We start from the raw sequence: 19,603 nt of genomic DNA on the forward strand, positions 1-19,603 counted from the left end.
CCGTGTTGCGGTAGACGGCTGGGAGACCGAAATCGCCCATGACGACGGCTCGCATCAGCCCGTGCGCCCCAGAAGTCAACGCGGTCCGGCGGGAGGACCCTGATCGACCAGCACGACCGTGCGCTCCGACGCTCTAAAGACCGGCCTCAGCGCGCTCCTTCTCTTGAGGCTTCGTCTATGACCGCCTCGAACTCCCGTTCATAGAGGCGCGCCACCGCGTTGCCAGTGTACTTGCCTCCCTGGGAGCGGAGCTTCTGCCTGTCGATCTCGGCGTCCAGCACGGCGGCCATCTCGTTCGCAAGCGCCTTCGGGGAATCCTGCTCCGTTATTCGACCGTAGCGTCCGAAGCCCACCAGTTCGAGGGTGCCCATGGAAGCTTTGGTCACGACGACGGGGCAGCCCACATACTGGGCCTCAATGACAACCGTCGGCAGCGCCTCCCAGCGAGAACTCAGCACCAGGGCCGATGCAGCGGCCAGGAACGGAAAGGGGTTCCTGAAGCCGGGCATGTCCACATGGTCCTGCAGGCCCAGTGCTCGGCACTCCTGCTCCAATTCCTCTCTGAGCGGACCATCCCCCAGGATGATCAAACGGGCCGGTCTCTGCTCAAGAACCCGGGCAAAGGCACGAAGAAGCAGTGAATGGTTCTTCTGCTCGACCATGCGTCCGACGCTCAGGAACACCGGAAGCTTGCCCCCCATCCATGGGTGATCGACCTCCTCGGCGGCCAATTGATCGATGTTGTCGCCAATCACCACATTGGGCATGACCGAGAGAGGCAGGTCTTGCCGCCGCGTGAACGCGGCCACCGAGAGCAGGCTGCTCTGGTCGACGCAGAAGATGCGCGCGAACCGACCATAGACCCAGGGCGCAAGCCGGTATGCGAGAAGACCGGCGATCCTCTTTTTGTCGACATGATAAACCGCGTTCATATCGCCGTGTTCGATCGCGATCATGGGGAGCCACGGGACGAACCGACCGGCAAGTGCAGCCAGCACATTAGCCGCTACCAGGGCAGAGACCAGTATGTCGGGACGGCTCGCCCGCAACGCGCGTACGAGCTTCGGAAGGCTGCGCATCGCCCGCCCGGCTCCAAGATCCGTGACGCGCACCGCAGGCGAGATCAGGGCCTCGCAAGGCCCTGCGCGATTGGCGACGATAAGCTCGACCTCATGGCCGCTGGCTGCCAATGCATTGGCAAGCATCACGTGAGCCCGCTCGCCTCCGCCGCCATCCAGGCTGGTGAGAAAGAGTGCGATGCGCATGTGGCGATCTGTTTCCGGTTTCGCGATAGCGTCGGGCAGCCGCAGGAGCCGTTCGATTTTTCCGATATGGTTCAAGGGCGTTCGCCTCGCGTACGTATTAGAGTTGTGGCGCTGACAATGGCTGGGAACGGGTGCATGACTGCCGTCTGGCATGAACGTTCCTCATGGAACCGCTTTCAGGATCCATCCGATGCTCATTCGTAATCCGGCGCATCGGCAGATTACCCTCCCTGACAGGGTCTCCGTGAGTGAGAATTGGTATGAGAGTCGGGAGCCTCTCACGGTGCATCCGTCTATCCCCGCCAGCGGGTGGCTAGAGCATCGTGCAGGACAGAGGGGCCGGTTTTCGCCATCGCGGCCCTCCGGGTCCGCCTCGAGCGATGCAGGTGGAAACAGCTCTCATCCGCGAGCGGCCATGGCCGGGTGCCATGGGAGCGGCGAGGGGGGAAGCTCCCTTCGCATTGCTCAGGTCGCCGTCATGGGGTTCGTTCGATTCTCTTTCAGATGAGCGTCCGATTTTCCTGGTGCGCCCTTTCCGTCCGCGGAGAGAAGGCGCCGCCGTCTCCTGATCGTGCGACCGACACGGGACAACGCATCCTGAAAGAGCGCCGACATCCCGGACATCGTCGTAGGATAGTATCGCAGAGTGACCCTGTTCACCTTGTTGGCCGCCCAGGTGTCGTGCCAGGGTTCCGCCTCACCGAGAAAATGGTGCCCGAGAAGCCCTTCCGCTTGGCCGTGCCTGAGCGCTTCATGGCTCAACAGCAATCCGGGCGAGCAATGTGCGAAATGTTCATCGTAGCCGATCTCGAGCTCCCATGACTTGTTGGCCCATATCACGTCGAGGCGAACAGCCGCCGTCGCGTTGCCGATCGTCATGAAGCCGAGGCGAAGGGCTCCTTCATGGGCCATCCGGGTGGAGTACATTCGGAAAAATGAGGAGCGCTTGCTGTCATACTGCAGGCCCGTTGCAGCCCGGCCCTTCCAGCCGGAGGACTCGACCCTGCAGAATTCGTCGAGAAGCTCGGGGAGTTCGTCAGGGCGAGGGCGCGTGATGGTGAAGCGGACCGTTCCGTGCTTCTCCGCAGCCCTGCGCTTCCGCCTGAGTGTGCAGCGCCGCTTCGTTGACATGCGCTCTTCGAGATCCTGGCCGATATCGCTGAATGGAACGAAGGAATCCTGACTGCCACTCGTTTTTTCCACCCACAGGCCGGCGCGTGTCAGCCTTTTGAACTCATGAACATCCTCGCTCGTGGTCGCGCTACCCCGTAGAAGCAGTGGGTAGCGCGCCATTCTCAAAACCTTGAGCAGGAGTTGAAGGTAATGCTCGTTGCGAGCGATCAGGCGCTGCGGCTCCGAAAGCTTGTGGTCGAGGCATTCCAGCCGATGTGCCAGACCGTAGCGACGCAGAACGAAGGGTGCTACAGCCTGGATTGTGCCGGACTTCCGCAAGACGATGATGCACAGCCTGTCGTCCTGATAGGCTCGGGCGGCCGAGATGATCCACCCGAATTGGGCCATGGGCCATGGGATGCCCCAGGCTAAGGAATTCCACTCGCCCTCGAGGGCTTCGAGATGCGGGAGGTCACTGACCACCTCGACTGTCAGAGCCGTGCCAGCCACGCAAATGGAAAGAGGCTCCCCCCGCATCTGTCGATAGCCCCTTAGACGAGGAAGAAGTCTTTGTGCGTGACGGCCAGGTGAGGAGACAGTTTGGCGATATATTTCTGAGAAGCACCGCCTGTTCCGTCGGGATCGTAGTAAAGATTGCCCGAATTGGAGTCATAGATGATGCGATCGTTCGCGTCGTGGGCGGCCGATCCGGTCCAGAACGCATATTCCTTCAGCCACCCTTTTGGTCCCGCTTTGGTGTAGATCGACCGAACGAGCTGGATCGTATCGTCCCGCACATTGAAGTCGGTGATCGTGTCCATGTTCCCTTTGGTGGGAGTGACGTCGAACACGAAAGTGTCCTTGCCGCGGCCGCCCAGGAGAACGTCCTTGCCGAGCTGTCCGCAGAGAAAGTCGTTTCCGTTACCGCCATTCAGCTTGTCGTTACCACGGCCGCCAAAGAGATAGTCGTTCCCAGCTTCTCCGCTCAAGTAATCGTTTCCGCTGTGACCTTTGAGCCGGTCCGCTCCGGCGCCTCCATAAAGCCAGTCACATCCCACATTGCCGAGAAGCGTATCGTCTCCGTTCCCGCCGCCGAGCGTCGCGCCGCCATAAGTGAACCGGTCGGAGGTCAAGTCGATCAGGTCGTTCCCTTCTCCGCCGTAAATCTTCGTGACGTTCACCAGGAGCGGCGTGCTGTAACCTTTGCGCTCGAGAAAGATGAGGTCCGCATTGCCGGTCCCGTTCAGCGTGTGTTGGTCGCTGGCGTCGCCCATGTGGCAATGCTGGCAACGCCGGAAATGTCCCCTCCCATTTTCTCGGGCGGCTGAGTTGCCGTGGGCGGGTCGCCCGGTGTGCCGAGATCACCCCATTGGATGCCGAATTCGAATGTTCCGTCCCAGTTCAGATATTTCATGGTCCCAGCCTTGCTCATGACCGAACGTCTTGCTCGGTAGCTCATGGAACTTGGGCATTCTTCCTAGGATGAAGATCTTGACTTCATCGTCGCTATGCCCGTGGGACAATATATTGCCGCGATAAGATAAGAAAAAAATAGCTCTAAATAGGGTATAATCCCTACCTCACTTTAGGACTCTTTCTAATACTAAGTCTCATTGCAGGATATTCTGGTGGTAATTGGATCTAACCAAAGGAAGGATTTCACGGCAGGTTGATCGCGTTGCCGCATTCCTCGACAACCTGGATGCGATCATTCTGAATTACAGATTGTGACTGGAGGAAGCGCATCGTCGCGCAATGCCGGCCTGCTGCGGCGTGCGGACCCGGGGGCAGCTCTCGAACCATGCACCGGGTCTAAGAAATGAGCATCGGATCCGATGCTTTGGGAGTGGGCCGTGTCTGGCGGCTTGCTGTCGTGGCTGTGCCAACATACATGTGCGATGCTAAGCGCTACGCTCAGCTCTCGTTCTCAAATGGGCCAGGACGAGAGCCGCCAAGAGGGCTGTGAGACTGCCGCCGAAAGGTGCTCCGGCAAAAGCGGCAACAAGCCCGTAGGGCAGGAGCATAGCAAATGTGATAAGACCGCCCAGCAAGGCTGCCGTTAAAAGCAAGATCATTTTAATCCTCACCGCAGCAATTTCCCTACTATGAGGTAATCCCTTGGCGCCTGTCTAGTCCCGAGACAGAGCAACGCATGCTGCAAGGCTTCGCCATGGGCCCGCGGAAAACCTTGCCGGCAGGCGCATGCCTTCGCTGCCGGCTCCCGGAACATGTCCATCAAGGCCACGCAGCAACCTGGCGGCGAGGGGCGGCAGAGGTCCTATAGCGAGCCCTGATCACACCTCCTGATCCTTGTAAATAACCTAGGCTAAAATTCTGCCGACTATCCCGAGGTACTCATCTCCACTGCTGTTGGGTCAATAAGGGAGAGTTGGTCGATCATCCGTTTGATCCTCGCTCAATCATTTTGAGCCCTGTGTAATTCCAGTGACTTAGTGCAGTGTAAACGGGCAACCGTCACGTTTCCGTGATGACGGCGCGGTGTTGGCGTTCTCTGCGAGGGGTACCAAGTTCAGGGAGGGGTATTTGCTCCTACAGAATGAGAAGCCGGCTCATTTGGGCCACCCTGCAGATGCATCGCCCCCTGCGCTTGGAACACAGTCTGAAACCCAAACCACCTTGGCTCAGACGATCCGCCACAATGCCGAACGTCTCCCCCAGCAACCCGCGATCGTTTCATCCGCTTTCGCGCCCATGACCTACCAGGATCTTCAGATCCAGCTCGATGGGATCCGCCATCGGCTGCGCCAGGCGGGGTTCGGGTGCGGCGCCCGGATTGGAGTGTTGATGCCGAGCGGGCCTGAAGCGGTTCTCGCCATCGTGGCCGTGTCATGCTGCAGCATCGCAGTTCCGCTCGATCCTCGACTGCCCCTCTCGGAGCTGGGTCGACGCCTGGACATGCTGCGCCTGAACGGTCTCCTTGTTCCGCGAGGCGGCGCTTCGGAAGCACGCCAAATGGCCGAGGAGAGAGGTCTTCCCGTCATGGAGGCCGGCCCGGTCGGGCAGGGCAGGCTCGGACTCCATATCACCGTTCACTCCCCTGCTTCTCCCGTCGCCGATACCGAACCGGACCCTTCGTCGCCGGCCTTCATTCTGCAGACCTCCGGAACAACCGCAGAGCCGAAGCTGATCCCTTTCAGCCACTCCAATATGCTGGCTGCAGCCTCGCGACTTCAGGCCTGGTTCGGGCTCACGTCGCAGGACCGCTGTCTGAGCGTATCGCCATCCTATTATTCCCACGGGCTCAAGGTGACCATTTTCACTCCGCTCCTGACGGGCGGCAGTGTCGCGATTCCATCGAACATCGCCGTCCTTGCCCTGGAGGAATGGTTCGACGTCCTGCGATCGACCTGGTACTCGGCGGGACCAACGCTCCACAATTCCATGTGGGAGAAGGTCAAAAGCCTGTCGGGCGCGCCGATGTCGCACACCCTTCGTTTCATCACGTCGGGTGGCGCGCCGCTTCCGAACGACGTCAGAGACGGCCTGGAGTGGATCCTTGGGGTTCCTGTGTTGGAGCATTACGGCTCCAGCGAGGCCGCGCAGATCGCAGCCAACCAGCCGGCACCGGGCTCAAGCAAGCCGCGAACCTGTGGACAGCCCTGGCCAGGCACGGTGATGATCGTGGATGCGGACGGGCACGCGCTGCGGACTGGAGAGCGTGGAGAAATCTGGGTACGTGGCCCGACCGTAATGGCGGGCTATCTCGACGCGCCTGAACACAACCGGGATTCCTTCGTGAAAGGCTGGTTTCGGACCGGCGATATCGGCAGTCTCGACGGCGACGGCTTCCTGACACTGCACGGCCGCATGAGCGAGATCATCAATCGCGGAGGAGAGAAAATCGCTCCGCTCGAAGTGGACGTCGCGCTTCTGCGTCACCCGGCTGTCGCCGAGGCCGCGGCCTTCAAGATCCCGCATCCGCGCCTCGGCGAGGATATCGCAGCAGCCATCGTTCTGCGTCCGGGCGCGGAAGTCACGCCGGCCGAAATCCGCAAATTCCTGCAAGGCGAACTGGCTTCGTTCAAAATCCCACAGCGCATTTTGATCCTTGATCAATTGCCCAAGGGAACGACCGGAAAGGTTCTGCGGCGACGGCTCAGCGAAGCGTTCGGAACGCCGGCGAATCCTGTCCCTGCATCCCCGAAAGTCGACGCTGCTGCGAAGCCATTGGATCTCGAAGCCGAATTGTTGACCATTTGGCAGAGGCTCCTGAAATCCAGAACACTATCGGTCGACGACGACTTCTTTCAATGTGGTGGAGATTCCCTTCTGGCGACGGAAATGCTGCTTGAAGTCGAGCGCCTCGTCGGACGCCCCTTACCCGAGACGATCCTGTTTGGCGCGGAAACCATCCGCCAGCTCGTGCCGAAAATTGCCGGTGTTCCGATTGCGCCCGTATCGCCCATCTTCGAGTTCCACGCCGAAAGCAATCAATCACCCTTGTATTTCTTCCATGGGGATCTCGCCAGCGGCCACTCGAGCCTGAGGCGGGTCGTTGAACTTCTCGGCCGAGATCATCCGATCACATCCATAGATCCGCACGGTCTGCGTGGAGAGGCGATACCATCGACGATCGAGAAGATGGCCGCCGATCGGCTGCCGCTCATTCTGGAAAGACAGGCGAGAGGGCCCTTCCTTCTCGGCGGCAAATGCAACGGCGCCATGGTGGCTTTCGAAACGGCCCGCCTGTTGGTACAGGCTGGTCACGAGGTGGCGATGGTCGCCATGGTCGACCCGCCGATCGTCGGGGCCCGCCCTATGTCGCGGGCTGTTCTCAGGATGATGAAGGGTCTGGTTTCACCGCGGCGCCTCGGCCAGATACACGAGCATTTCGCCTGGCTGGAATGGTTCCTCAAGTTGCCGCTGAGCGAGCGGGCGAACCGCTTGACGCGGTTCTTGAGCCTGCCGATGTGCGAGAAAGGTGCAAGGCTTCGTGAGGTCCTGTTGAACTCCAATGATGGAGTTCCGCCATTGTTGTGGGACGGTTACGCATTTGCCATGGCGCAATATCTTCCGACACGTCTCGATGTGCCTGTCGTCTTCTACGCAGCCGACTATGACGGCAGGGCCTGGCGGCGCATCAGCCCCCGCCTCGAAGTGGTCCAAGTGCCCGGCGGACACCGTGATTGCCTCACATTCGGCGCGGAGCTGCTTGTGGACCATCTACGGCAGCGACTGGCCGCGGCAACGGCCGGGACCGTTCGACTGCAATAAGCAGAGCATGCGGCAGAGAGCGTTCTTCCTCCGTGGAAATCCGCGATGACCCCAGCCGTCCCGGGGGAGCCAGCGCATGGATCTCATGCAGAGCGAAGCATTCGGTCCTTCTCTGAACATGCGACGTTCCGGAGAAGGTACTACCGCTGAAGACTACCTGACACATATCGGATCCGAAGCTAGGCTGTAGACCTCGGGAATACCTCGCGGCCTATGGCGGGGTGAGTACTGTTCAACCCGTCTCCCTTCCCAGCCATGCAGAAATGCGGCCAAGCAGCAGAGATTGGTCAACCGAACCAGGAAGCCATGCGATTGCTGCTGAAGATTCTGTACGTGAGTTTTCCCCGTTATCTGAAGCGCTATGGTGTCGCCAATGCGGCTCTCTATGCCACCTACCGGCTTGCCAACAGTGCGATCATATTGCTGATCTTCAAGGTCATGACCTTGGAGCCAGGCGATTTGGACTGGAGCCTGATAGCCGGGCAGGACGAACGATGGAAATTCCTTGGCCCGGACGAACTCGGACGTTTCTCCGAGCAGGATCTCTCTCTCGAACTAGATCCCAGCTTCCTCTCAGCCGCTTTTGCTCGAGGAGACCTATGCTATGGCTTTGTAGAGAACGGAATCCTGGGATCGTATACCTGGTATGCGACAGGGCCGACGCCGCTCTCGAAGCATCTGACCGCCTATTTCCGGCATGATTATATCTACATGTACAAATCATTCACTGCGCTAGCCTTCCGAGGCCGGCATCTGTGCGGAATTGGTGTCAGCAGGGCGTTCCATTCCCTGACGCGAGAGGGGATTCACAAACGGCTTGTCAGTTATGTCGAGGTACATAATCAACCATCACTGAAGGCCCTTAGACGGGCTGGTTTTAAAAGCGTCGGAAAAGCGGTTGTGCTCGGAGGCAAGAGCCCGAGGCTGTCTTGCACCAGCCCAGGCAGTCCAGTGGTGTTCCGGATCAAGAATCGTTCGCGCATGGCGCGCGATTGAGTTCGAAGCAGGATCCAGCCGGTTCGGCATGAACCACTTCGGAGGTCCAGTATGTGGCCCCGTGAGCCCATTTCAGCCGGTGTTGCAGCGGGAGGTCGTCGAACCGACGAGTCGAAGTCCATACAGCCGTTCTGCAAAGACCACACGGGCGCCCATGAGCAGCCACGCGCCCGAGGGAAGGGGGCGCCCTCTGTCAGAGTGCCGCGTGAACTGATTGCCCGACCTGTGAGTCCGGCTGTTTTGATGTTCCGATTCACATTGTCGACACGACAGCTCGAATCGCAAACCGGATATGCTTGTATGCCGGTTGGGCGAAGCAATGAACCTGTACCGGTGTCGGCCCGCTGACTCGCTCATGAGCGTTAATTCACAAGGTGAAGCTTTCCCTGGATTGCGGGTAGTGTCGGAGGATTGGAGTAATTCACATTATCCACCCATCGAATATTGCAGTTCGGAAGAAACTGATGATCATTCTTGTCAGGTGATCGGCAGACTTCGGATCAAACAAATTTAAAGGATCCGCCTGATCGATCTCCTTAAATGCGGTCGTATGGTCCCAGATGGCGAAATTGGAAGACGCAGCGTGCTGTTGACGCGCCGCCGCAAGGCGTGGGGGTTCGAGGCCCTCTCTGGGAGCCATTCCATTTGTCTGCGTTGCTCGTCGTACCCGCATTTGGGCGAGGTGATGAAGCGGATAAGTGTGAGCGCGTTCATCTCGCATCTTGCCACGTCGTATGCGGTGAAAAGTCGGACGCGTTCTCTCAAGAAATTGCTGCACGCGTGTAGGTAACAAGCATCGAGCTCACCCACAAGACGGATCCAAGTCGTGCGGGCGAAAGGGCCCTCATTGCCGGAGGATCCTGCGTGTCCCTTTCGAGCTACTTCAGGAAGGTCGATTTCGTGACCTAGCCGGCGCTGAAGAAACTGGTTCCTAAAGTTGTACTGCGATTGATGGTCTTGTTTAATTCCAGGCAGGCCAAATAATTCGAGATCAAAGGGTGTCGAAATTCGCAAGAGGCGATCCTGCACACCTTCCCTCATCGGCGAATGTAGCCTTAATTCTGTACTGGATGTAATCAATGCACGAAGCAGCCCAGGTTCTCCGGTTTAAGCTGACCGGCGGAGACACGAAACGTATTTTCGATGTCGTTATGAGTGCTTTAGCGATTATATTCCTGGCGCCGTTGATGGCCGCGGTGTATCTGTTGATCATCATAACGGATGGCGGCCCCGGGGTTATCAGGCATATGCGACTTGGGCCTTCCGGTTCGGTGTTTCCGTGCTTGAAGTTTCGTACGATGGTCGTTGATGCGGCCGAGGTGCTTGCGCGACATCTGGAGAGCAATCCCGAAGCGCGGGAGGAGTGGCAGCAAAATCAAAAACTGAAAAACGACCCGCGTATAACACCGCTCGGTGCGATCCTGCGCAAGACGAGCCTTGATGAGTTGCCTCAGTTTTTCAACGTGCTGTGGGGGCACATGAGCCTTGTGGGGCCGCGTCCCATCACGTCAGAGGAAGTTCAGCACTACAACAAGTCGATGCACTTCTACTATCGAACCCGACCGGGCATAACCGGCCTGTGGCAAGTCAGCGGGCGTAACAACACCTCATATCCTTATCGCGTAAAGCTGGACGAGGACTATGTTATGAATTGGTCCTTCAAGCGTGATATCGCCATCCTCTTCAAGACTGTCGTCTGCGTCGTCACGATGGATGGGTCCCGGTGACCGTCAACGCTCTTACCCGGGGCTAAGCTCGGGGCAGGGGCTTATGACAATGGCATGGGTAAGGACACTGTCAAAAAGGGTCTCTGTCACGGCTCGAATGAGGTAGCTTGTAAGAGACTGAGCGAAGCGTTTCAAGCACCGTAGATCTTGGGTAGTTTGCCTCACGCTCAGTGATCAAATACCCACGTGTCAGCCGCTTCAGATTTGCGGGAACTGGCAAACAATGAACATGATGACGGGAGGAATTGTTCGGCTGATGGCGGTTCAAGGTCAAATGAATATCCGGACGAGCCACAATGGCGTCGTCGGATACCAGAAGAGGTCGAAGCGGCAGCGGCTGGCCTCGGCAATGGTCGCGACAGGTGCCGTGCGGATGTTGGAAAAATTCCCGCAGCGGAACTGCCTGGTGGTGCTCAACTATCATCGCATCGGCTCTATCGGCAACACTGCTGGGGACCCGAATTTATACTCGGCAACCCCGAGGGACTTCGAGGAACAGGTTCGCTGGATCAAGAAAAATTATCATATCAGCTCTATGGATGAGGCGATCGCATTCGTAGAAGGAAAGGAGACGTTCCGTAGAACGGGGATCCTTCTGACATTCGACGACGGATACAAAGACAATTACGACTATGCTTTCCCAATTCTACAAAGACATAAAGTACAGGGAACGTTCTTCATCTGCACGTCGTATATCGGCGGTTCGCAGCTTCCCTGGTGGGATCAGATTGCCTACATGCTCAAGACGTCGCAGAAATCCGAAATGGTCCTGAACTATCCAGAACGTTTGAGTTTCGACCTGAGTGCGAGCTGGATGCAGGTACTGGACCGTCTGCTGGCGATCTACAAATCTGGCCATGATCTCGATAAGGACAGGTTTCTTCGAGAGATAGGGTTGGCAACGGGAACAGGTGATCTCCGCCCGAACGAAAGGATATTCATCGACAAGGATGAATTGAAGGAGATGTCCGAGGGCGGAATGGCGATCGGATCCCATACCCACTCTCACCCGCTCCTCAGTCATTTGAGCCAGGAGGAGCAATTGGAGGAGGTGGTGTCTTCCAAGAGGCTGCTTGAGGAGCACCTCGGCATCGACATCCAATCGCTTGCCTATCCGGTTGGTTCTCCCGATAGTTTCGACGGCCGCACGCAAGCGGCCCTCCGCGAGGCCGGCTATAGGGTTGCGTTCTCGTTCTATGGCGGGAGCAATGTTGCAGGGAGAACCGAGCGCTTCGACATCCGGCGCCATCATGTCGGAATAGGGGATGGCGAGGCGCTTTTCAGGGTTCGCACCTCCACGGCGGCCGTAATGGGAAAACCCCTGTTCTAGTTCCTCCACGGCGCATCATATCGCCTTCACGTCCGGCGGGTATCTCTGCATTGCGCGCTCAATTCAGGGGTGAGCCCGGAACAAGAATAATCGTACGACGCTCGATCTCACGGAGCGTTGGTGGCTCACGGGCCGGCCAACGCTCCGCTTTGTGACGCGTAAAAGTGAAGCAAGACGGCGCCTAGCGCCAATCATCTCTAAGCTGCTGTAGTTGCAAAAGGGTTCTAGCCCATTTGCGTTCTATTTCTTGAGACGCTCTGCGCTTAGAGTTGCACAATAACTAGGCTTCGTTCCCAAAAATGGGTCACTCGATGAAAGCGGTTGTTGTTCCAGGAAGCGAGCTTCCTGAAGAGTTGATTATTCGCTGGGGTGAACATCAGGAATCGAATCCTTTGTTGTTCAGCCCCTTTTTTCGTCCGGAGTTCACGCAGGCGGTGGCCCGGGTGCGCCGCGATGTGTTCGTGGGCGTCATCGATGGTGGCTCTGCATTCCTGCCGTTCCAACGTAATTTTCTGGGCCTCGGCCAACCGGTTGGCGGTCCCGTATCGGATTACCACGGGCTTATCGCGCCGCCGGACTACCGGGGCGATATGCTGGCGATCATGCGAAGCTGCGGATTGAGAACCTGGTGCTTCAACCACGTTCCGGCGCAACAGGCCATGTTCGAGCCATGGAGGGTGATTGAAACGGAATCGCCTGTCGTCGACCTGGATCAGGGCGAAGCCCCCGGTTCAACGGCTCTCTATGCCGATCACAGACGGAAACGCCGCCGTCTCGAACGGGAGGTCGGTCCTGTCGAGGTTGAGCTGCAATCGACCGATCCGTCGATGCTCGAATTCTGCCTCGAGTGGAAATCGGCCCATTATCGTCGCATCGGGACACCCGATCTCTTCTTAAGGCCTTGGGCCCGAGCGCTGATGGAGTTGATCGCTTTGCATCGGAAGCCCGAATTTTCCGGAATGCTTTCAGTGCTGCGTGCCGGCGGGCAGCCGATCGCCGCGCATTTCGGACTGCGGTCCAGGAACGTCTGGCACTACTGGTTCCCGACCTACGATCCTCAGTTCCAACGCTATTCTCCAGGAATTCTCCTGTTGCTGGACATGATGGCCGGGGCGCAAAAACTCGGGATCAACATGATCGATTTCGGACGAGGTGATAATGACTACAAGCTCAGGATTGCGAACCGAAGAGTGCCTCTCATCGAAGGAACAGTCGTCACGAATCCTTTGATCTGGAGCTGCCGTTCGAAGCTCACGCAACTCGTCAAAGCTGCACCGGCGATCAAGTCCCTCTTGAAACCCGCGCATAGAATCTACATGGAAATGGACCGTGTCGCAAAACTACGATGAATCTGGATTGATATATTTCACCCGAGCGCAACAATCGGAGCGTTGATGCCGGTGCTCATGGAGATCCAGCTCGATAGCGCAAGCTGCAGAAGTGGCATCTGGAAGGCAGAATTGTCGGTTTGACCTTGCTTCAAGGGAAGGCGTTCCTGACAGTGGACCACGGGAGTGATGCTTATGGCCTTTGGAAAAATCCTGGCTTCCGCATTCCTGACGGCAACGATCCTTCAGATCGTGCCCGGCAAGGCGGAAGTGCTTTATGTTTCGGTGTCGGGAAACGATTCCAATCCAGGGACGATGACCCTCCCACTCCGGTCGATTACCAAGGCCGCCGCAGAGGCAAAGCCAGGAACCAGGGTGACGGTCCTCGGCGGTTTGTACAAGGAAATCGTCGTCATCACGGCGGGCGGTACTCCCGAGCTTCCCGTTGTGTTCGAGCCGGCGCCGGGTGAGCAGGTCACAATCGATGGGGAAGCTGCGCCGCCGGATACGAACCTGGTTCAGATCAGCGCTAGCAACATTACGTTTCAAGGGTTTACCGTCCGCAATTCGACGCGCAGCGGCATTGCCGCCTGGGGAACGCATGATGTGAAGATCGCGAACAACAAAGTCAGCGGCAGTAAGAAGGCCGGCATCTGGGTCGGTCACTCGGAGGTCGGGCAATCGCACTCGAATCTCATTGAAGGCAATGAGGTGTGGAACAACTGCCTGGAGAATGTCTCGCCCACGTCAGAAGGAGGCTGGCCTCAGGGCATCAGCCTCCAGGCCTCAGACAAAAGCGCCATCATCGGAAATCGGGTCTATCGCAACTACGGCGAAGGTATCGGAACTCTCTCCACCCACGACGTTCGGATCTCTCAGAACATCGCTTTCGATAATTATAGCGTGAACATTTATCTCGATAATGCTCCGTCGACAGTCGTCCAGGATAACAAAGTTTATCATACCTACGCGAAAGAATTCTATCGCAACGGCTTGCCCGCCAAAGGCATCATGATCGCGAACGAATACACGGAAATCGAGCTACCTTCCCGAAACATAAACGTAACGCAGAATATATTGGGAGGCGTCGGGAGAGTGACATATGGGGACTACCAGCGCGCTTCCGGATTGATCGACAGCGTCATCAACGTGAACACGATCCTCGATAAACCTGAATCGCTGTGGTAATTTTGTGACCGTGCAGATTGGCCACCGGTCCAGTTTCCAGGTTCGATCGGAGCTCAGATGAGCTCGCATAGCGCGGCGATCCGTGGATTGTAGCCTTGCAACAGCGCCCATATGACGGCGCTGTTCATTGCGATCATAATGGCTGCGGTTCTTGATCCGCCAAGTGACAGCCATCCAGTATGGGCCGGCATGCCGCTCCAGAGAACGGGATGCTGGCCTTGTTGCGAGTGCTGTCGATCTCAGACGCCCTGACCATGCTCACGCCGGACAGGGACCACGTGCGGACGCCGCGAGCCATTTCATAGGAAAAGATACGCAATACGCGGACGGGGTTATCCGTAATTGCCATTGTTCTCCGCCGCTAGAGATCTGCCCTCCCTAGACGGTTCAATCCCCCAAGGACCCTTAGGCCCAATAAGTGGCAGGGCTCTAACTCGGAAGATCAATGCAGTGCGATGGGAGGCAGCGCTAGATTTAGATGGAATTGAAAAGGCATCCGCCGCTTGGGGTCTAAGCGTCCTGGGCAGTGTGGTTCCAATTCCTTCTGATGAAAAGGAACAATGATGCACAGGTTCTCCGTCTCGACGTTTCAGGCTTCCGGGTCGCGGTAGAGATCGATGTTTTCTCGGCAGGAGCTGAACCGCAAGGTTGCCGCTGGAGCGTTCTGGGCGCATCTGGCGTTTGTAAGCACAAAGCTAATCACATTGCTGAACATGGCTGTCCTGGCGCGGTTGCTCGGGACAGACGATTTTGGCTTGGTGGCGGCAGGTCTAGCGGTCTTGGCGTTACTCGAGGCCGTCTCCGAGGGTGGGGTGGGAGCCGCGGTCGTTTGGCGCCGCCAAGACCCCGAAAAGACTGCCGCGGTGGCCATGGCCATCAGTCTCATTGGCGGGATCCTGGTGGGAGGAGCGGCGTTCCTGGCCGCTCCGATCGTTTCCGCGATCTTCTTTGATGAGCGATCGACCGAGATCATGCGGGCTCTGTCCGTGTGTCTCCTCCTGGCCGGGCCCTCTTCCGTTTTCGTAGGCCTTCTTCAGCGGGACTTGGCATTCCGGAAGCGGATCATTCCAGAAGTCATCAAGGCTGTCACCAAGACGGTCGTGTCGGTCGCACTCGCATTTTCAGGTTTCGGCGCCTGGAGCCTCATTTACGGTCACATTACAGGAATGGTCGTGGGCCTCGTCGCGCTCTGGTGGCTGGCCGGGTGGTCGCCCCGTCTATCCTTGGACCGCAAGATCGTCTCCGATATCCTCCCGTTCGGGATCCAGATGACGCTTGTCAGTATCGTGAGTGTCGTCAGCAAGAACGCCGATTATATGCTCATCGGTCACTTTCTCGACGTTGCGACTCTGGGCGTCTATGTCCTTGCCTTCGCTTTGACGGACCAGATTATCCTGGGGATATGCTGGGCTGCGAGCCAAGCCTTGTTTCCGGCCTATGGAGCCATCCAGACCGACCTTCCAGCCCTGCGTCGCTCCTATGAGGATAGCCTGACAGGCATTGCCGCATTAACGCTGCCTGCCGCCGCAGGACTCATGATCGTGGCCGGTCCCCTGGTCCATGTTCTCTATGGCGAGAAATGGCACAATGTCATCCCGGTGGTACAAGTTCTTGCTGCCTATGCGATGGTGCATTCGGCTGCTTTCAACGTCGGGGACATCTTCAAAGCCATGGGGCGGCCATGGGTGCTGACATGGACGAATGTCCTCGGTCTGGTGCTGGCTCCGCCTGTTGCGTTCGTTTCCACCCATTGGGGGGTCGTCGGATTCGCCGTCGGTCAGATCGGGATCATGATCAGCCTGTCGATCGTGCGCCTCGTGATCGCCAATCGGCTCATCGGGATCGGCCCAAGGAATTTTGCCCGGTCTCTGAGATGGCCATTGCTCTCGACCATCGTAATGGCAGGCGTGACGATGAGTATCGACAATCTCGTCCATATCCAAGGGGATCTGGTCAGGCTGATCATTCTGATCTCCGCTGGCGTAACGAGCTATGTGGTCGCACTTGCATTGAGTGCACCATCCCTTCTGTCCGCCGTCGCCGCAATTAGGCGGCCGAAGCGGCAGCAGTTGATGTCATCCTAGTGGCTACGATGATGGTTCATCCCATGAAGCTCACGCAATCGCACAAGAACATTGCGTTCGCTCTGTTTGCGGTGCTTCTCGTTGCCACCGCTTTGGCGCCGGTCGAGACGATACTGGCGCTGGGCGGTTTCCTTGGCGCGGCGATCCTGTATCGGTGGCCTCAATATGGCGTGGCTTTGCTCGTCGCCGGTACCGTCACGAACGCGTTCGGCGTCGCATCCAATGTGCACGGGCTGCCAGGAATTCAAACGCCCGTGACCGTGGCCCTTGGGATCATCCTTCTGATCCGCTGGGCTGCTGGAAAAGAGGATTTGACGGCCGGTTTGTTGTTCATTCCGCTGCTTGTATTCGTTTTCAGCATCTCTCTGCTGTCTCTTATCCACGTCGAGGATTTCGAGCCGACTTTCGAGAGATTGAGCGAGCAAACGAGAGATCTCGCCACTGCGGCAGTCGTCATCGCCTATCTTACGTCGGGCAGCCGCTTGCGCACGACGATACGCACGACAGTATTGGCCATGGGAGCCATCGCGCTTCTCAGTGTGAAGCAATACCTTTCAGGAAGCTTCAGTGACCCAGCCTTCGGGTTCGCCCAGGCAGCCATGAACCAGATCGCAGGCGAGGTTCACCAATGGAGAATCTCGGGAACTCTACCAGATGCCAACTACTACGGACAGATTCTCGTCATTACGCTGCCGCTTGCATGCGGTCTCGCATACATCGAGAAAAGGCCGGTTGTCCGCCTCCTGTTCTTGCTTTGTGCGTTGGCAATTCTAGCCGCGACACTGTTCACCTTCTCTCGAGGCGCTATCCTGGCGATCGCGGCGATGGTCATTGCCGGCATACTGACGCTTCGGGCGCGCTGGCGGCTTCTCGGTGCAGCGTGTTTGCTGGGCGCGGTGGGAATTGCCGCAATGCCGAGCGCGTTTATCGATCGAATCGCGCTGATCCTTCAGGCCATCCAGATCCAGATGACCGGAGACCAGGCGATTAGCGATCCGTCACTGAGCGGCCGGATCGCCGTGATGGGGACCGCTCTGCGTATGTTCTGGGATAGTCCCCTGGTCGGGATCGGACTCGGACAATACACCGGTCACTACGGTCAGTATGCCCTCGCTTCTGGGATCGACCCTGGCGCCGCGCCTAATCCGCATAGCCTCTATCTTGAAGCGCTTGCGGAGGAAGGTGTCTTCGGGATCGGTAAGTTGCTCGCGATCATCATCGTCGCCTTGATGGTGGCGATACGTGGCGCGAGGCTGTTGTACGCGAAGAATGATACGCGCCAGGCGGCGCTTGCCACGAGTTTATGTCTCGGATTCATCGGCTACCTGGCGACCGCTCTCTTCCTTCACGGCGCATTTCTCCGCTTCTTCTGGATCGAAATCGCGCTTCTTCTGTCGCTGTGGCGGATCAGTAATGTAGCGAAGCCGCGGCCAATCCCACTACGTGTCAAGAAAGAATGGAGTTCTAAAATGATGCACAGGGCGCTGTCTCCTGCCGAGGTGCTCGGCATTGTTCGAGAACGCAAGTATCTCATCGGAGCGGTCACGATTGCTTTCATGCTGGTGCCGATGCTGCAGGCGCAGCAATCAACCGCCGAAAGCACACTTCTCTATCGTTTCGGCAGAGAATATTTCCCGGTGAGGCCTGGCGAAGAGCACCGGAACTGGGGTGAAAACGTCCAGGTCTCACTCGACGCTGCCCTGTTTACCGAGATGCACCTGCTTCGCAGTCGCGAAGTCATCGAGTCGACGGTCGCCGACATCGGATTGGACAAAATCACGGAGCCAAAGGAATCCGCCCTTTCGGGAGTCGCGACACAAACCATGCGAGCCCTGAGATCTGTGTACACGTTGGGCGGCCTGCTAGATTTCGACAAGTCCGACAAGCCTTCGAAAAGAGCCGTTGATCCCACAGTCTCCGCCGCCAAGGATCTCGCTGAAAGACTACGCATTCGGCGCGTTGAGGGTGCCGCGATGATCGCCGTAGGAATTCAGGACGCCAATCCAGAACTAGCGGAAAGAATCATAACCGCACATGTCGATTCTTACCTTCGTAAGCGTCAGCAACTCTTCGAGAGAGACCCTTCGAAGTTCTATAGCACCGAGATTGCAAAGGCACAGCTGGAGCTGAATAGCATCTCGGAGAAGATCAGCTCTCTGCGTCTTGAGCAGGGCATCCCCGATGAGACTGTAGAGCATTCCGTCCTGTCCGACCGGCTGATTTCACTGGAACGCCAGCGGGAGAGCATGAGGCAGGCAGATATTCCGGTCCTGCAGAAGGATTTGAAGGAGACCCGGGAGGCTCTGTTCGGTCTGAATGCATTGACGGCTACGACAAAGCTTCTTGAAGCACGCTATAAGAGCGTCGCCGAGAACCTGGAAAGGATGCTGCAGGAACAGAACCGGTGGCGTCTCGACAGTGCCTATGTTCGGGAACTCGGTCCGACAATCGAGATCGTCGAGCCGGCGGCGTTCAGCGCTCGTCCAGCGGGGTTGCCGCGGATCGCGCGAATGGTCCTGGGCGGTGTGATCGGCTTTGTCTTTATAACCGCTCTTCTCCTCGGGTTCGCGACCCTCGGGCGGAAGAAGAGGCCGAGCATGCAGCCAGTACAAACCGAGGCGCCGCGCGTGAAGGTCTACTCAAACTCCTAGGTGCCGGGGACTCACGGGGTCGGCTGTCGAAGTTGAGCTTCTTGGGGAGTCCTCTTCGCGAGGACCGGAGCCGCCGTCTCCGGACGGCGCCCCTGGCTCCATCTTGCCGTTACTTCGCAATCTGGAACGCTTCGTGAGCAAGTAATGCATGGGTTCAAGGCCCCTCGGTTCAGCGCCGGTGGGCTCCTGTCCGAAAGGAAGTCAATGGCTTTCCTCACTTGGTCAGGACTGCAGGATTAAGCTGTACCTCTTCGGAGCAAATAGATGAGTTTCGCGTAATCTGGTAGCATAAATTGCCTTCATGAAAGTAGTTGCTCCAGCAAAGTTTCACAAGCTCAGTTCCGATGTCGCAACCTATCCTTGAGCGAATTGTCCGCGGCCGGCAGGTGAAAGGAAACCTTTTTGTTGACTCATCAATCAGCCAATAGAGTTGAGCTCGCGCCGAGCTATATAGCCGAGAAGGATGCGAAGCCTGAAAGGAGACGCCTGGCTGTTATCGTCACGGAGTTTCCGAAAACAACCGAGACTTTCATCATGCGGGATGTGATTGCATTCTCGCAGAGAAATTATGACATCCGGATCTACCATCTCACGCATTTCAATCGGAACGAGGTCGTTCATGACTTTGCGAAGGAGACTATCGCATGGTCGCGCGATTTCGCCTATCTCGCATCGAGAGACGTAAT

General features: G+C 57.6%; 12 protein-coding genes and 1 tRNA gene. 9 read left to right on the plus strand and 4 right to left on the minus strand.

Annotated elements, in window-relative coordinates:
* Positions 1-146: 146 nt before the first annotated feature.
* From DDF70_RS14800 to DDF70_RS14815, 4 genes are all read right to left on the minus strand, one after another.
* The gene (locus DDF70_RS14800; RefSeq protein WP_162820411.1) at positions 147-1,340 is read right to left on the minus strand and encodes a glycosyltransferase; all 1,194 of its coding nucleotides are present in this window, start codon (positions 1,338-1,340) and stop codon (positions 147-149) included.
* 390 nt (positions 1,341-1,730) lie between these two features.
* Complete coding sequence (locus DDF70_RS14805; RefSeq protein ID WP_162820412.1) at positions 1,731-2,888, minus strand: GNAT family N-acetyltransferase; 1,158 nt, start codon at positions 2,886-2,888, stop codon at positions 1,731-1,733.
* A gap of 41 nt (positions 2,889-2,929) precedes the next feature.
* On the minus strand, positions 2,930-3,652 hold the full coding sequence (locus DDF70_RS14810) for a calcium-binding protein (RefSeq protein ID WP_114945624.1): 723 nt from the start codon (positions 3,650-3,652) through the stop codon (positions 2,930-2,932).
* The gene (locus tag DDF70_RS14815) at positions 3,622-3,810 is read right to left on the minus strand and encodes a hypothetical protein (RefSeq protein ID WP_114945625.1); all 189 of its coding nucleotides are present in this window, start codon (positions 3,808-3,810) and stop codon (positions 3,622-3,624) included. Before DDF70_RS14815 ends, DDF70_RS14810 begins: the two co-directional genes overlap by 31 nt.
* 1,205 nt (positions 3,811-5,015) lie before the next feature.
* Between DDF70_RS14815 and DDF70_RS14820 the strand changes: the two genes are divergently transcribed.
* The 9 genes from DDF70_RS14820 to DDF70_RS14860 all read left to right on the plus strand — a co-directional run bounded on the left by DDF70_RS14820 (position 5,016) and on the right by DDF70_RS14860 (position 18,917).
* Entirely contained in the window at positions 5,016-7,613 is a 2,598-nt protein-coding gene (locus DDF70_RS14820; protein ID WP_245435497.1) for an AMP-binding protein, read from the plus strand.
* A 312-nt stretch (positions 7,614-7,925) separates the two neighbouring features.
* Positions 7,926-8,609 carry a GNAT family N-acetyltransferase gene (locus DDF70_RS14825; RefSeq protein WP_162820413.1) on the plus strand — a complete coding sequence of 228 codons (684 nt, stop codon included), beginning with the start codon at positions 7,926-7,928 and terminating at the stop codon, positions 8,607-8,609.
* A 554-nt stretch (positions 8,610-9,163) separates the two neighbouring features.
* A tRNA-Asn gene (locus tag DDF70_RS14830) sits at positions 9,164-9,248 on the plus strand.
* 440 nt (positions 9,249-9,688) lie between these two features.
* Complete coding sequence (locus DDF70_RS14835) at positions 9,689-10,336, plus strand: sugar transferase (RefSeq protein WP_114945627.1); 648 nt, start codon at positions 9,689-9,691, stop codon at positions 10,334-10,336.
* Between the two features lie 223 nt (positions 10,337-10,559).
* Complete coding sequence (locus tag DDF70_RS14840; RefSeq protein WP_114945628.1) at positions 10,560-11,666, plus strand: polysaccharide deacetylase family protein; 1,107 nt, start codon at positions 10,560-10,562, stop codon at positions 11,664-11,666.
* Positions 11,667-11,977: 311 nt separating this feature from the next.
* A complete protein-coding gene (locus DDF70_RS14845; protein WP_162820414.1) occupies positions 11,978-13,015 on the plus strand; it encodes a GNAT family N-acetyltransferase in 1,038 nt (345 codons plus the stop codon).
* 174 nt (positions 13,016-13,189) lie between these two features.
* Positions 13,190-14,182 carry a right-handed parallel beta-helix repeat-containing protein gene (locus DDF70_RS14850; protein ID WP_162820415.1) on the plus strand — a complete coding sequence of 331 codons (993 nt, stop codon included), beginning with the start codon at positions 13,190-13,192 and terminating at the stop codon, positions 14,180-14,182.
* 617 nt (positions 14,183-14,799) lie between these two features.
* Entirely contained in the window at positions 14,800-16,266 is a 1,467-nt protein-coding gene (locus DDF70_RS14855; protein WP_114945631.1) for a lipopolysaccharide biosynthesis protein, read from the plus strand.
* Positions 16,267-16,274: 8 nt separating this feature from the next.
* Positions 16,275-18,917: an O-antigen ligase family protein gene (locus DDF70_RS14860; RefSeq protein ID WP_162820416.1), complete on the plus strand. Its 2,643-nt coding sequence runs from the start codon at positions 16,275-16,277 to the stop codon at positions 18,915-18,917.
* Positions 18,918-19,603 lie beyond the last annotated feature (686 nt).

This window comes from Microvirga calopogonii, from assembly GCF_003347665.1.
GTDB classification, from domain to species: Bacteria; Pseudomonadota; Alphaproteobacteria; order Rhizobiales; family Beijerinckiaceae; genus Microvirga; species Microvirga calopogonii.

Bases quoted from the DNA above. Each gene is read 5' to 3' on its own strand.
- DDF70_RS14810 (WP_114945624.1), bottom strand. From the start codon at position 3,652: ATGGGCGACGCCAGCGACCAACACACGCTGAACGGGACCGGCAATGCG.
- DDF70_RS14815 (WP_114945625.1), bottom strand. From the start codon at position 3,810: ATGAGCAAGGCTGGGACCATGAAATATCTGAACTGGGACGGAACATTC.
- DDF70_RS14835 (WP_114945627.1), top strand. From the start codon at position 9,689: ATGCACGAAGCAGCCCAGGTTCTCCGGTTTAAGCTGACCGGCGGAGAC.
- DDF70_RS14840 (WP_114945628.1), top strand. From the start codon at position 10,560: ATGAACATGATGACGGGAGGAATTGTTCGGCTGATGGCGGTTCAAGGT.
- DDF70_RS14845 (WP_162820414.1), top strand. From the start codon at position 11,978: ATGAAAGCGGTTGTTGTTCCAGGAAGCGAGCTTCCTGAAGAGTTGATT.
- DDF70_RS14850 (WP_162820415.1), top strand. From the start codon at position 13,190: ATGGCCTTTGGAAAAATCCTGGCTTCCGCATTCCTGACGGCAACGATC.
- DDF70_RS14855 (WP_114945631.1), top strand. From the start codon at position 14,800: ATGTTTTCTCGGCAGGAGCTGAACCGCAAGGTTGCCGCTGGAGCGTTC.
- DDF70_RS14860 (WP_162820416.1), top strand. From the start codon at position 16,275: ATGATGGTTCATCCCATGAAGCTCACGCAATCGCACAAGAACATTGCG.